Raw genomic sequence first — 14,318 nt, 5'->3', positions numbered from 1 at the left:
GAAAGCCAGCGGCGTATCAGCGCCTTAACAATAGATATATAGGAGACAGCATGACGATCAAAGTTGCAATCAACGGTTATGGCCGCATCGGCCGCAATGTCTTGCGCGCATTCTACGAAGGCGGCAAGCGGCAAGACATCCAGATCGTCGCCATCAACGACCTGGGCGACGCCAAGTCGAACGCCCACCTGACGCGCTACGACACGGCGCACGGCAAGTTCCCCGGCACCGTCACGGTCGAAGGCGACAACATGATCGTCAACGGCGACACCATCCGCGTGTTCGCGCAGCGCAATCCCGCGGAAATCCCGTGGGGCGAGCTGGGCGTGGACGTCGTGCTCGAGTGCACCGGTTTTTTCACCACCAAGGAAAAGGCCTCGGCTCATCTGGTCGGCGGCGCCAAGAAAGTGATCATTTCGGCGCCGGGTGGCAAGGACGTCGACGCCACCATCGTCTACGGCGTCAACCACGCCGTGTTGAAAGCGTCCGACACCGTCATCTCGAACGCCTCCTGCACCACGAATTGCCTGGCGCCGCTGGTCAAGCCGCTCAACGACGCCATCGGCATCGAAACCGGCCTGATGACCACCATCCACGCCTACACCAACGACCAGGTGCTGTCCGACGTGATGCACGAAGACCTGCGCCGCGCCCGTTCGGCCACGATGAGCATGATCCCGACCAAGACCGGCGCCGCCGCCGCGGTCGGCCTGGTGCTGCCCGAGTTGAACGGCAAGCTGGACGGTTTCGCCATTCGCGTGCCGACCATCAACGTGTCGCTGGTCGACCTGTCCTTCATCGCCAAGCGCGACACCACCGTCGACGAAGTCAACGCGCTGCTGAAGGCCGCCTCGGAAGGCGAACTGAAGGGCATTCTGACCTACCAGACCGAGCCGCTGGTGTCGATCGACTTCAACCACAACCCGGCGTCGTCGAATTTCGATTCGACGCTGACCAAGGTATCGGGCCGCCTGGTGAAAGTATCGTCGTGGTACGACAACGAATGGGGTTTCTCGAACCGCATGCTCGACACCACCGTTGCCTTGATGGCAGCGCAATAAACCCGCCACTCCACCATCTACAGAAAGGACGGCACGCCAGCCCTGGCCCGTGCCGCTAAAGCCATGCAAAGCCCTATGCAACGCGCGACAAAAATTGTAGCCACCGTCGGACCGGCGTCCAACGACCTGCAAACCCTCATCAAGATGTTCAAGGCCGGCGTCAACGTCGTGCGCTTGAACTTTTCGCACGGCAAGGCGCAGGACCACATCGACCGCGCCGCCATGGTGCGCGAGGCGGCGGCCTATTGCGGCCGCGAAGTGGCCATCATGGCCGACATGCAGGGTCCGAAGATCCGCGTCGGCAAGTTCGAAAACAATAAGATCCAGCTGGAAAACGGCGACAAGTTCATCCTCGACGCCAAGTGGGGCGAAAACGGCGAACTGGGCAACCAGGAACGCGTCGGCCTCGACTACAAGGAACTGCCGCGCGACCTGAAGAACGCCGACGTGCTCTTGCTCAACGACGGCTTGATCGTGATGGTCGTCGACAAGATCATCGGCAGCGCCATCCACTGCACCGTGCGCATCGGCGGCGAGCTGTCGAACAACAAGGGCATCAACCGCCAGGGCGGCGGCCTGACCGCGCCGGCGCTGACGGCGAAAGACATGGAAGACATCAAGACGGCGATGAGCTTCCAGGCCGACTACCTGGCCATTTCCTTCCCGAAAAACGCCACCGACATGGTGATGGCGCGCCAGCTGGCCAACATCGCCGGCGAACAGTACGACCACAAGCCTTTGATGATCGCCAAGATCGAGCGCGCCGAGGCGATTCCCGCGCTGCAGGAAATCCTCGACGCGTCCGACGGCATCATGGTCGCGCGCGGCGATTTGGCGGTGGAAGTGGGCAACGCGGCCGTGCCGGCGCTGCAAAAGCGCATGATCAAGATGGCGCGCGCGTCCAACAAGCTGGCCATCACCGCCACGCAAATGATGGAGTCGATGATCGTCAACGCCGTGCCGACCCGCGCCGAAGTGTCCGACGTCGCCAACGCCGTGCTGGACGGCACCGACGCCGTCATGACCTCGGCCGAAACGGCGTCCGGCCGGTATCCGGTTGAAACGGTGGAGGCGATGGCCGCGATCTGCCTGGACGCGGAAAAATGGGACAGCTGCAAGCTCGACGCCGACTTCTTGAACATGACGTTTACCCGCATCGACCAGTCGATCGCCTACGGCGCGCTGTTCACGGCGCACCATTTGCGCGTGAAAGCGATCGCCACGCTGACCGAGTCCGGTTCGACGGCGCTGTGGATGAGCCGCCACCATATCGACGTGCCGATCGTCGCGCTGACCCAAAGCGTGTCGACCCAGCGCAAGCTGGCGCTGTATCGCAACGTCAGCACGCTGAACCTGATCCAATCGAACGACCGCGACGCGGTGCTGAAAGCGGCCGAAGACCTGCTGCTGGAACACCGCCTGGTCGAGCGCGGCGACACCGTCGTCATGACCTGGGGCGAGCCGATGGGCCAGGTGGGCGGCACCAATTCGCTTAAAATTACGAAGATCGGCCAGCACTGAGTTAAAGTGCCGCCGCATATGAGTACCGTGGGCCGGATTGGCAAGGCGTGATCCGGCCTAAAAAAGAAGCAACCATATAATCAACGAATTACACTGGAGTACAGAACAATGAGCGTTATCGTAGAAGTGACCGGCCGTGAAATCATCGACTCGCGCGGCAATCCGACCGTGGAATGCGACGTGTTGCTCGAATCCGGCGCCACCGGCCGGGCGGCCGTGCCGTCGGGCGCGTCGACCGGTTCGCGCGAAGCGATCGAGCTGCGCGACGGCGACCCGAAGCGCTATTTCGGCAAGGGCGTGCTGAAGGCCGTTGAAAACATCAACACCGTCATCGCCGACGTCGTCACCGGCCTGGAAGCGCACGAACAAGCTTTCCTGGACCGCATGCTGATCGACCTGGACAACACCGACAACAAGAGCAACCTGGGCGCCAACGCCATGCTGGCCGTGTCGATGGCAGTCGCCAAGGCGGCCGCGCAGGAAGCCGGGCTGCCCTTGTACCGCTATTTCGGCGGCTCCGCCGAGATGCGCATGCCTGTGCCGATGATGAACGTCATCAACGGTGGCGCGCACGCCGACAACAACCTCGATATTCAAGAGTTCATGATTATCCCGGTCGGCGCGCCCACCTTCAAGGAGGCGATTCGCTACGGCGCCGAGGTGTTCCACACGCTCAAGAAGATCTTGCAGAAAAAGGGCTTGACCACGGCGGTCGGCGACGAGGGCGGTTTCGCGCCGTCGGTGGCCAGCCACGAGGAAGCCATCAAGCTGATCATCCAGGCGATCGAGGAAGCCGGCTACCAGCCGGGCACGCAGATCGCGCTGGGCCTGGACTGCGCCGCCAGCGAGTTCTACAAGAACGGTAAGTATGAACTGGAAGGCGAGGGCCTGAGCCTGACGGCAACCGGCTTCACCGCGTTGTTGGCGAGCTGGTGCGACAAGTACCCGATCATCTCGATCGAAGACGCGATGGCCGAAGGCGACTGGGAAGGCTGGGCGATTCTGACCGAAGCGCTGGGCAAGAAGGTGCAACTGGTCGGCGACGACCTGTTCGTGACCAACACGACGATCCTGAAAGAGGGCATCCAGAAGGGCATCGCCAACTCGATCCTGATCAAGATCAACCAGATCGGCACCTTGACCGAAACTTTCGCCGCGATTGAAATGGCCAAGCGCGCCGGTTACACCGCCGTCATTTCGCACCGCTCCGGCGAGACGGAAGACTCGACCATCGCCGACATCGCCGTCGGCACCAACGCGCTGCAAATCAAAACCGGCTCGATGTCGCGTTCGGACCGCATGGCCAAGTACAACCAGCTGCTGCGCATCGAAGAAGAACTGGGCATCGCCACCTCGTACGCCGGCCGCGACGCCTTCAACATCAAGTCGTAACGGCATCAAGGCGCCGACGGCGCCAAAATACACCAAGGGCGTCGAGCCGGGGTCGGAGCTTCAGGTCCGACCCCGGTTTGACGCCCTTGGTTTTTTATTCCGCCACCAAACCGCTACTGGAACGCCACCTCGGCGAAGCTGCGCAGCTTACGGCTGTGCAGCTGGTCGATGCCTTGCTGGCGCAGCAGCGCCAGCGCCCGGATCCCAATGCGCAAATGCTGGTCGACGCGCTCGCGGTAGAAGTGGTTGGCCATGCCCGGCAGCTTGATCTCGCCGTGCAGCGGCTTGTCGCTGACGCACAGCAGCGTGCCGTACGGCACCCTGAAGCGGAAACCGTTGGCGGCGATGGTCGCGCTTTCCATGTCCAGCGCAATCGCCCGGCTCTGGCTGAAGCGCCGCTCCGGCGTGCGATGCGGCAGCAATTCCCAGTTGCGGTTGTCGGTGCTGGCCACGGTGCCGGTGCGCATGATGCGCTTCAAATCGTAACCGGTCAGCTGCGTCACCTCGGCCACGGCCGCCTCCAGCGCCTGCTGCACCTCGGCCAGCGGCGGGATCGGCACCCACAGCGGCAAATCCTCGTCGAGCACGTGGTCTTCGCGCACGTAGGCGTGGGCCAGCACGTAGTCGCCCAGGTTCTGGGTGTTGCGCAGGCCGGCGCAGTGGCCCAACATGAGCCAGGCGTGCGGGCGCAGCACGGCGATGTGGTCGGTGATGGTTTTGGCGTTGGCCGGGCCGACGCCGATGTTGACCATCGTGATGCCGCTGCCGTCGGCGCGCACCAGGTGGTAGGCCGGCATCTGCGGCAGCCGTGGCGGCGCCGCGCCGAAGGCGTCCTCGGGGTCGACGGCGCAACCGGCGCGCCGCGTGGTGACGTTGCCCGGCTCGACGAAGGCGATGTAGCCGTCGTCCTCGCTTTCGGCCAGCGGATCGACCGGCCGGCCCATCATCTCGTGCCCCAGGCGCACGAATTCGTCGATGTAAAACTGGTAGTTGGTAAACAGGATGTAGTTCTGGAAGTGCTGCGGCGCGGTGCCGCTGTAGTGGCGCAGGCGTTGCAGCGAGTAGTCGACCCGCGGCGCCGTGAACAGCGCCAGCGGCTGGGCCGCGCCAGGCGCGATTTCCATGGTGCCGTTGGCGATGCCGTCGTCCATCGCCGCCAGGTCCGGCAGGTCGAACATGTCGCGCATCGCCATGCGCCGCTCGGGCGACATATTGCCCTCGATGTGGTCGTGCTCGGCGAACGAGAAGTGCACCGGGATCGGCTGCGCGCTCACCCCCACTTCCAGTTGCACGTTCTGGTCGCGGCTGTGGTTCTTCAGCAGCAGCGTGAACTGCTGCAAGTAGTAGTCGGCGAACAGGTCGGGGCGCGTGACGGTGGTTTCAAAGACGCCCGGGCCGGCCACGAAGCCGTACGCCAGGCGCGAGTCGGCGCGCGCCACGGTGTCGGTTTGGATGCGCACGAAGGGATAGCAGGCGCGCGTGCGCCCGTTCAGGTCCTCGCCGCCGACGAAACGCTGCAGCGCGTCGCGCAGGTGCTCGATGCTGCTGCGGTAAATGGCTTGAACCTGTTCCAGCGCCAGGCGCGGATCGTTGAAGCGGGTCGATGCAATGAAGGCTGGCGTATGCAATGGGTGGCTCCTGTAGGTTAAGGCTCGGTTCACCTTTATTGTAAGGCAGCGCCGAAGATTGCGTGCGGCAACGTTTGCTAATGAAGTAAGCGGCGCGTGCCAGTCCCGTAGCCAGTACCAGTCCAGTGTGGTCGCCCACGCCCGATATTCTTTGATCTCGCTCAAGGAGGAGAAAAACGCGGTGGATCGCGATGCCGCTTTTGAAGTTCCTCAGTTCGCTTCCCCATTTTTGACTTCAATCAAGGATTTCGGACGCGCCAACGCCCACACTGGGGGATGTTGGCGCCGGCGCAGCGGCGCCGGCAACCAGACCGAAGCAAAAAAGGGGGATGCAATGCAGACAGTCAGATGGTCGGAAGACATGGCCTTGGGGGTGCCGGCGATGGACCGGGCGCACCGCGCCCTGCTTGGGCAGATCGAACGCCTGGACGCGGCGCCGGACGAGCAATTCGCGGCGGCCTACCTGGACCTGATCGACACGCTCGAGCAAGACTTCCGGGAGGAAGAGGGACTGATGGAGAAGATCCGCTTTCCGGGCCGGCGCCAGCATGCCGAACAGCACGCGCGGGTCATGGCCGGCTTGCGTTACGCCGAGTCGGACGTGCTGCAAGGGGAGACGGCGGCCGGGCGCGACGTCGTGCGCTTCCTGCCGCGCTGGTTCCTGGGGCACCTGTCGAGCATGGACCTGGCCCTGGCGGTGGGACTGGAAATGAGCGGCACCCACCATGCGCCGCCGCCGGACGTGCTGTTGCGCACCGAGTTGTCGCGCCAGCTCAAGCTGAACATGCTCGAATAGGGCGTCGGCGCCCGTTCCGGCGCGCCGGAGCGTTGGAAACACGGCTCGGCCGGCGCATTGTTGTTGTGATATTGCACTTTTTACATCTGGCGAACGGTGCAGCGCGTTGCTGCACCGCAGCACTCTGCTAGAATCGTGCAATCAATCATCTTCTTGGAATGCCATGAAACGTGTGATCTTCAATCAAAAGGGCGGGGTCGGCAAATCGACCATCGCCGTGAACCTCGCCGCCATCGCGGCGCACCAGGGGAAAAGGACGCTTTTGATCGATATTGATCCGCAGTGCAATTCGAGCCGCTACCTGCTGGGCGACGCGGCGCGCGAGACGGCGCCGACCATGGCGGCGTATTTCGAGCAGATGCTGGCGTTCACGATGTTCCCGAAGGCGGCGGCCAGCTTCGTCCACGCGACGCCGTTCGAGAACCTGTCGATCATGGTGGCGCACCCGGAAATCGGCGAGTTGCAATCGAAACTCGAGTCGCGCCACAAGATCTACAAGCTGCGCGACACCCTCAACGAACTGGCCAATGATTATGACGAAATTTTCGTCGATACGCCGCCGGCCTACAATTTCTTCACCCAGTCGGCGCTGATCGCGGCCGACCGTTGCCTGATTCCGTTCGACTGCGACGATTTTTCGCGCCAGGCGCTCTACACCCTGGTCGCCAATGTCGCCGAGATCAAGGCCGACCATAATCCGCGGCTGGAAATCGAAGGCATCGTGGTGAACCAGTTCCAGCCGCGCGCGCGCCTGCCGCAGCGCCTGGTCGACGAACTCAAGGCGGAGGGCTTGCCGGTGTTCGAGAACAAGCTGTCCAGCTCGGTGAGGATACGCGAGTCGCACGACCGCAACCTGCCCATGGTGCATCTGGACGCGCGCCATAAGATGAGCCAGGAATTTCTGGCGCTGTATGCGGAGTTGCAGGCGGCTTGAATAAGCGCTACGCGGCCGCTTACGACGCCGGCGGGCGCGAGTGCCAGCGCAGCCGCGGCAGCGTGGATTTGCGCCGGCGCTCGTTTTGCGCCGCGTCGTACGACAGGAACGTGGTGCCGATGGCGAACCATTGCTCGCTGGAGATGACGCGCTGCGCCAGCGGCAGCAATTCCTGCTCTTCCTTCGCCAGGCGCTCCAGCAAGTTCTCGCAGTAGCGCTCCAGGGTAAAACACAGCATCTTGACATGCGTCGCGCTCTCGGCAAAGGCCAAGCGCAGGCGCCGCCGCGCCGAGCCCAGCGTGTGGCGGCCGATCCGGTTGAGCGTCTCCAAGTCCGCCAGCAGCGTGTCGGCGTCGTGGGTCGCCTGGCGCAAGGCCGGCATCAGGCAGCCTTCGACTTTGCGCTGGTGGCGCATTTCGGCGAAACGGGTCAGTTCGTCGAGCTGGTTGGCCAGCCGCACCGGGTCCATTTTCTGGGGCGCGCCGGCGTTCACCTGCAGGTAGTGGCGAAAGCGCGAGATGAAATTGCGCTCCCTTTTTTGTTCGATCGACAGGGTCATCAGGGCATAGGTGGCAGTCAGCATGATTTTTCCTTCATTGCAACGTGCCCCGGGACCTGCGCTTCGGCGTGGATTTGCGCGCCGCGGCGAGGCGTCCGACGTGCGCAAAAAAGCATTGTGGTAATTAATGCGAACGCGTATTACCTTACGCCTGCGATCCCGGCGCATCCGGCGCAGTTACAATTGCTTACAAATGTTTGCAATACAAATTATTTCTCGGTAATGTTGTGACGGCCTGGCGGCGTCCCGTTGTTGACGTTGGTAAACGGCCAATGCCGCGAGAATGTCGTGTGCGGCAAACGGGAAGTTGCTACACTGGGAAGGAATCAATTTCAGCGTTCAACCAACTTGTTCAACATCTGAGGTCGAATCCCGCCATGGCATCGTCGGATCTTTCCACCCAAGGCCCGCCGGCGGCCTCACTGCCGCAGGGCGAGCCGGTCTTTTACCTTGGCCACTGGCAGATGCGGGCGTCCGGCGCCTTCCAGCACTGGTCCGACGAGGCCGGTCGCATCCTGGCGCTCGCGCCGTCGCGCTTTCCGCGCGCGCTCGACGATTTCCTGGCCTTTGTCCACGCCGACGACCGCGCGGACCTGGCCCAGGCGTTCGCCGACGTACTGCGCGGCGGCCCCGCGCTGAACCGCGAGCACCGCATCGTGCGCCCGGACGGCGAGCAGCGCCACCTGTACGCGCGCGGCCGCTTGGAGACGGACGCGCGCGGCCAGCGCCTGCTCGCCGGCTCGCTACACGACGTCACCGAATCCAAGCTCGGCCAGCGCACGCTGCGCCAGAACGAGGCGCTGGTGCACATCGCCGGGCGCATCGCCCACCTGGGCGGCTGGGAAGTGGAGCTGCCCTCGCGGCAGGTGGTCTGGTCCGAGGAAATCTACGCGCTGTTTGATATGGCGCCGGGGCCGCCGCCCAGCTTCGAGCAGGCGATCGGCCTGTGCGTACCGGAGTCGCGCGCCCGGCTGCGCGCCGCCTTCGAGGGCTGCGCGCAAGTGGGGCTGCCCTACGACGAGGAGCTGGAGGTGGTCAGCGCCGGCGGCCGCCGGCTGTGGGTGCGCGCGCTCGGCCAGGCCGTGCGCGGCGACGGCGGCGTCATCACGCGGGTGCGCGGCGCGATGCAGGACATCAGCGGCCAGAAGCGCGCCGAGGAGCGCGCCAACCGCCTCGCCGCGCGCCTGACCACCACGCTCGAAAGCATCACCGACGCCTTTTTCACGTTCGACCACGCGTGGCGCTTCACCTATCTGAACCGGCAGGCCGAGCTGCTGCTGCAGCGCAGTCGCGGCGAACTGCTTGGCAAGGTGGCGTGGGAAGAGTTCCGGGAGGCCGTCGGCGGCGTTTCGTATGGCGCATACCACCGGGCGCTGCGCGACAACTGCGCGGTCGAGTTCGTCGAATACTACGCGCCGCTGGCGCGCTGGCTGGAGGGCCACGCCTATCCGTCCGACGAGGGGCTGGCGGTGCATTTTCGCGACATCTCGGCGCGCAAGCACGCCGAGCTGGCGCTGGTGCGCTCGAACCGCGCGTTACAACTGCTCAGCCGCTGCAACGAGGCCTTGATCCGCGAGGGCAACGAAGCGGCGCTGGTCGAGCGCATCTGCCGCATCGCCGTCGACGTCGGCGGCTACCGCATGGCCTGGGTCGGCTACGCCAACGACGACGCCGCGCGCAGCATCAGCGTGGAAGCGCACGCCGGCGAGGACGACCTGGATTATCTGCGCAGCATGACGCTGAGCTGGTCCGACGCCGCCGCCGGGCCGGGTGAATGCCCGGCCGGGCGGGTGGTGCGCGCCGCCGCGCCGCTGCTGCTGGAGCATCTGGAACAATTGGACGCCTGCCAGCCATGGGTCAAGGTCGCGCTGGCGGCGGGTTACCGGGCCGCGGCGTACCTGCCGCTGCGCGACGGGCAGCGCTGCTTCGGCCTGCTGGCGCTGTATTCCGGCGAGCCGTTCGGCGACCCGGCGCGCGAAATCGGGCTGCTCGGCGAGCTGGCCGACAACCTCGCCTTCGGCGTCGGCAACATCCGCGTGCGCGACGCGCAACGCCGCATCCAGGCGCACATGCGCGACCAGGCCTCGCTGCTGGACCAGGCGCGCGACGCCATCATCGTGCGCAGCGTCGACCAGCGCGTGCTGTATTGGAATAAGAGCGCGCAGCGCCTGTATGGATGGTCGCAGGACGAGGTGCTGGGCCGCTCGGTCGACGCCTTGCTCGACGACGACGAGGACGCCCTCGAGGCCGCCACCGCCATCGTGCTGCGCAGCGGCGAATGGAGCGGCGAAGTGACCCGCCGCGGCAAGGACGGCAGCGCGCTGACGGTGGAGGTGCGCTGGACCCTGGTCAGCGAGGACGACGGCCGGCCCAAGGCCATCATGTCGATCGACACCGACATCACCGAGCGTAAGGCGGCCGAACGGGAAATCCAGTACCTGGCGTTCTACGACGCGTTGACCGGGCTGCCGAACCGGCGCCTGATGCTGGACCGGCTGCTACACGCGATGGCGGTCAGCGGCCGCGCCCGCCGCACCGGCGCGCTGCTGTTTATCGACCTGGACAACTTCAAAACGCTCAACGACACCCTCGGCCACGACCAGGGCGACCTGCTGCTGCAGCAAGTGGCGTCGCGGCTGCAGGCGGCGGTCTACGACAGCGATACCGTGGCGCGCTTTGGCGGCGACGAATTCGTCGTCATGGTGGAAGAGCTGAGCCGGGACCGGGTGGTGGCGGCGGCCCAGACCACCACCATCGGCGAGCGCCTGCTGCTGGCGTTAAACCAGCCGTACCTGCTCAAGGGTGGCGCGCACCATAGCAGTTGCAGCATTGGCGCCACACTGTTCGAGCACGACGGCGACGTTGGCGAGTTGCTCAAGCGCGCGGACCTGGCGATGTACCAGGCCAAGGCGGCCGGGCGCAACACGCTGCGCTTCTTCGACCCGCAGATGCAAGTGGCGGTGCACGCCCGCGTGGCGCTGGAGGCCGACCTGCGCCAGGGGCTGCGGCGGGACGAGTTCTACCTGCACTACCAGCCGCAGCTGGGCGAGGGCGGCCGCATCACCGGCGCCGAGGCGCTGGTGCGCTGGCGCCATCCGCAGCGCGGCGTGGTGTCGCCGGCCGCGTTCATTCCGCTGGCTGAGGAAACCGGCTTGATCCTGGCGCTTGGCCAGTGGGTGCTGGAGACGGCGTGCGCGCAACTGGTGGCGTGGTCGGCGTGGCCGGCGACGGCGCGGCTCAGCGTGGCAGTCAACGTCAGCGCGCGCCAGCTGCGCCATCCGGATTTCGTCGCGGACGTGCTGGCGGTGCTGGCGAGCAGTGGCGCCGACCCGGCGCTGCTCAAACTCGAGCTGACCGAAAGCCTGCTGGTCGACGACGTCGAGGTCACGATCGCCAAAATGGTGGCGCTAAAGGGCAGGGGCGTCGGTTTCTCGTTGGACGACTTCGGCACCGGCTACTCTTCGCTGAGCTACCTGAAGCGCCTGCCGCTGGAGCAGCTCAAAATCGACCAGTCGTTTGTCGCCGACGTACTGACCGACCCGAACGACGCCGCCATTGTGCGCACCATCGTCGCGCTGGGGCAGAGCCTGGGGTTGTCGGTCATGGCCGAGGGCGTCGAAACCGAGGCCCAGCGCGACTTCCTGCTCAGCCACGGTTGCGGCGCCTACCAGGGCTACCTGCTGAGCCGGCCGTTATCGGCCGAGCAGTTCGACGCCTTCATTGCCACGGCGGACGCCGCGTAGGCCGGGCCGTCCCACGCGCGCCAGGTCCGCCAACGCGTGGTTGTTGGAAAACCTCATCATCTTCATTGTATGGGTTGTTACAGAATTCATCATTCCGAACTCATTTCTCGGTGATTTTTATTTGCTTGGTTTCAGGCGGCGCCGGGGTAACGTTGGAGGCAGGTTCAACTTGCGGTGAGTAATCGGCAAGCCGCAGGTAAAGAAACCCGCGGCCACCGGATTCACAGACGAAGCCATCAACCGGATCGCCACTCTTTATAAGTTTTGAATTGTAGCCCGTGCAGTTATATTTGGTAGTATCAAGGTATTCCGCCGCTAGCAATGTCTTAAACTGGGGAGACATCCAAGCCCGTCCAGCTTCCGGCGCAAGACGGTGTGGTTTGATGGGCTCTTTTGCCGTGCCGAACCATTTCGGATCGGACGGCTCAAACTCGGCAACTAAGGTTATTAATTCGGTGCTACTGGGAAGAAAGCCGTCGTCGTAAGGCCACATCAATATTTCCCATTGTACAGATTTCATCGGTATTGAAACCTGAACCAGTTTATTTAGTTCGGAAATTTCGGTCGAAGCTTTTGGTTCTTTCATTCCGCATCCATTTAGTAATAATGATACACATAGGCATATAAAATATTTCTTAAATTTTTTTTTATTCATCATTTATCTTCGGATTAATAAGTGGATGGCGTATCCGACGGAGATCCTGTCAGCATTATTGTTTGTGGTTTTTTCAATGCCCACGTTACATGCCGTCTAAAAACGGCATAATTCATGTATTGCGTTCCCAAGCCACACTCCTCTAATATTCCATTCTCAGCATCGGATATTTTTGTCACCATGTCGGTTCCGCGACAGAGCACCGTCAAGCATAGCCCGTCATCTGAAATACATTTTCGTCTGCCATCGTCGGTGTTCGAATTGGCTCATGATCCGGGGCCGTTTCGAGGAAGCCGTTGTCGTGTTCGTGGGCGGGCCGGGACGGCTTACCAATTTTTCGTCGATCTTGCCGGAATTGAGCACGCCGTGGTCGTACGAGGGCTTGATCGGGTATGTGCGATGGCGAAATTGCAAATACTTTAGCGAGGCGTCACTATAATCAGAACTCCGCCCGCGCACATTTCATTCTCTATCCCGTGCAATAATATCTCGCTTGGCTTCCTAAGTATCTTCGAAAGCAAGTCATACTACTCCGCAGCGCTCTTGCGGCTGCTACCTTGCCGAGACCGCTAGATCACAGATGATGCCGTGCACTAGAGCCGCTCCGGATGTAGCGCCGGGTGTGGAAGTAATGCGTGATAATTCTGCGATATCGATGCAAAGCAATATACCATCAGGCATAGCCTACTCCAGAAATATTGCATACAGGCATAGCCTACTCTGAATTGTAGATAGTTATCCCAGCCTTGTTATCATTGATTTTTTCAATTTGAAGTCGAATATTTAAACCCTCTCCTTCAAATTTGTTCCACCATTCAAGTATGCTCGTCGTAGGAACACCAACTGCCAATTTTTTTATCTGGACCGAGCACGTCGTATTTGGCCGCAGGGTGGCGCTCTTGCAGCTACCTGGCAGTAACTCGAAATCCTTTCCTCCTTTGGATTCCATTTGCCAGTCACTAAATTTATAGCTCACCATTCCAGAATTTTTAATGGGAATTTTAATAGTTGTCAATTCTGCCTTGTACAAAGAGAGAACGGCAGCCGATAGCTGAGGCGATTTGACGGTCGACAGCCAAGGCATCGCTATCGTGCCTTCGATTATTTCCTGAAAAGAAAAACCCGAACGGTTGATATCGGGACCTTCCGGGGAAACGATTTTCAAATCGAACTCGGTCCTGAACGTTTCCGGTCCGAATTTGGCTGGACTGATGCCAATTGACAGGATGTATTCGTTCGATTGTACACAGCGGGGCTTTATTTTTTTTGTTTCCACACACACGCTCAAAGAACAATCATTTTCAATGGTGCGGCTTGCCGGGAAGAGTACCAGTCTATATTTTGCCTTCGAGAAGATAAAATCGTTTTTTAGCGATGAAAAGCTTGCGTTTCCTGCATCAAATTTGAAATGATCAATTTTATGACCACTTTCGTCCAAGAGAACAGTGGTGGATTGCTTTGTACTGGAAAGGGCCGAACAGCTGGCTTGAGCGCTCCCTGCGTGCAAATTGCTTGAACAAGCCGTGAAAAAAGAAACGGCTAGGACCACGATAACTGGCTTGAATTTACTGGAATTCATTTTATCTGGCTCATAAATTTTTGATACGATTGCATCATATCTTCATTGGTAAAGTCATTGTTTTCGCTGCCAGTAGGGAGCGAAGTCCATTGCTTTCTTCTCGCAAGAATTTTTGCGGCGTCCTCGATTTCCCCTGTTCTTACCAGCTTCAACGCGTTCTCGGGATGCGTTATAAAACCATCAAACTTGTCTTTTGGCCGTCCTTTCATAGCCGGGAGCGTACGATACGCTTTCTGATAGGCGTCGGCCAGGAAAATCGTCTTGGCCTCACGCGACGCAATCACCATCAGAAAGGCTCGCATCGATTTTTCTGGAAGTGGATCGTAATACTTGCGATAAATCTCGGTGACTTTGAACCCACCTCGTTATACACAACTCTTGAGCGCCCCCATTTCGCGTAGGGTGCGTATCGTTTCCGCCGCCACGTGAACATCCTTCAATCCAAGCCAG

General features: G+C 61.6%; 11 protein-coding genes. 6 read left to right on the top strand and 5 right to left on the bottom strand.

Features of this window, described 5'->3' with window-relative positions; genetic code table 11:
• Positions 1-50: 50 nt before the first annotated feature.
• From gap to eno, 3 genes are all read left to right on the top strand, one after another.
• Positions 51-1,061, top strand: a complete 1,011-nt coding sequence (gene gap, locus ACFDR9_RS06485) for a type I glyceraldehyde-3-phosphate dehydrogenase (protein ID WP_409030462.1) — start codon at positions 51-53, stop codon at positions 1,059-1,061.
• A gap of 75 nt (positions 1,062-1,136) precedes the next feature.
• The gene (pyk, locus tag ACFDR9_RS06480) at positions 1,137-2,582 is read left to right on the top strand and encodes a pyruvate kinase (protein WP_017875321.1); all 1,446 of its coding nucleotides are present in this window, start codon (positions 1,137-1,139) and stop codon (positions 2,580-2,582) included.
• Between the two features lie 108 nt (positions 2,583-2,690).
• Positions 2,691-3,974: a phosphopyruvate hydratase gene (gene eno, locus ACFDR9_RS06475; RefSeq protein ID WP_409030461.1), complete on the top strand. Its 1,284-nt coding sequence runs from the start codon at positions 2,691-2,693 to the stop codon at positions 3,972-3,974.
• A 113-nt stretch (positions 3,975-4,087) separates the two neighbouring features.
• Here the strand turns inward: eno and ACFDR9_RS06470 are convergent, their stop codons facing one another.
• Positions 4,088-5,602 (bottom strand): AMP nucleosidase, encoded by a 1,515-nt coding sequence (locus ACFDR9_RS06470; protein ID WP_409030460.1) that lies wholly within the window; start codon positions 5,600-5,602, stop codon positions 4,088-4,090.
• A gap of 334 nt (positions 5,603-5,936) precedes the next feature.
• On the opposite strand from ACFDR9_RS06470, the gene ACFDR9_RS06465 reads away from it, so the two are divergent.
• Together ACFDR9_RS06465 and ACFDR9_RS06460 are read left to right on the top strand one after the other, a co-directional pair.
• Positions 5,937-6,398 (top strand): bacteriohemerythrin, encoded by a 462-nt coding sequence (locus ACFDR9_RS06465; protein WP_081611756.1) that lies wholly within the window; start codon positions 5,937-5,939, stop codon positions 6,396-6,398.
• 163 nt (positions 6,399-6,561) lie between these two features.
• The gene (locus tag ACFDR9_RS06460) at positions 6,562-7,332 is read left to right on the top strand and encodes a ParA family protein (protein ID WP_017875325.1); all 771 of its coding nucleotides are present in this window, start codon (positions 6,562-6,564) and stop codon (positions 7,330-7,332) included.
• 19 nt (positions 7,333-7,351) lie between these two features.
• On the opposite strand, the gene ACFDR9_RS06455 is transcribed toward ACFDR9_RS06460, so the two are convergent.
• A complete protein-coding gene (locus ACFDR9_RS06455) occupies positions 7,352-7,915 on the bottom strand; it encodes a hemerythrin domain-containing protein (protein WP_017875326.1) in 564 nt (187 codons plus the stop codon).
• 353 nt (positions 7,916-8,268) lie between these two features.
• On the opposite strand from ACFDR9_RS06455, the gene ACFDR9_RS06450 reads away from it, so the two are divergent.
• Positions 8,269-11,634 (top strand): EAL domain-containing protein, encoded by a 3,366-nt coding sequence (locus ACFDR9_RS06450; protein ID WP_409030459.1) that lies wholly within the window; start codon positions 8,269-8,271, stop codon positions 11,632-11,634.
• A gap of 100 nt (positions 11,635-11,734) precedes the next feature.
• Here the strand turns inward: ACFDR9_RS06450 and ACFDR9_RS06445 are convergent, their stop codons facing one another.
• The 3 genes from ACFDR9_RS06445 to ACFDR9_RS06435 form a co-directional block, all read right to left on the bottom strand.
• Positions 11,735-12,220 carry a hypothetical protein gene (locus tag ACFDR9_RS06445; RefSeq protein ID WP_409030458.1) on the bottom strand — a complete coding sequence of 162 codons (486 nt, stop codon included), beginning with the start codon at positions 12,218-12,220 and terminating at the stop codon, positions 11,735-11,737.
• A 784-nt stretch (positions 12,221-13,004) separates the two neighbouring features.
• Entirely contained in the window at positions 13,005-13,868 is an 864-nt protein-coding gene (locus ACFDR9_RS06440) for a hypothetical protein (RefSeq protein ID WP_409030457.1), read from the bottom strand.
• Positions 13,865-14,170 carry a hypothetical protein gene (locus ACFDR9_RS06435; RefSeq protein ID WP_409030456.1) on the bottom strand — a complete coding sequence of 102 codons (306 nt, stop codon included), beginning with the start codon at positions 14,168-14,170 and terminating at the stop codon, positions 13,865-13,867. The genes ACFDR9_RS06440 and ACFDR9_RS06435 overlap by 4 nt, the downstream gene beginning before the upstream one ends.
• Positions 14,171-14,318: the final 148 nt, after the last annotated feature.

This window comes from Janthinobacterium sp. CG_23.3, from assembly GCF_046115965.1.
GTDB lineage: Bacteria > Pseudomonadota > Gammaproteobacteria > Burkholderiales > Burkholderiaceae_D > Janthinobacterium.
The sequence above is the reverse complement of the archived record's forward strand: the minus strand, read 5'-3'. Positions and strand labels throughout refer to the sequence as shown.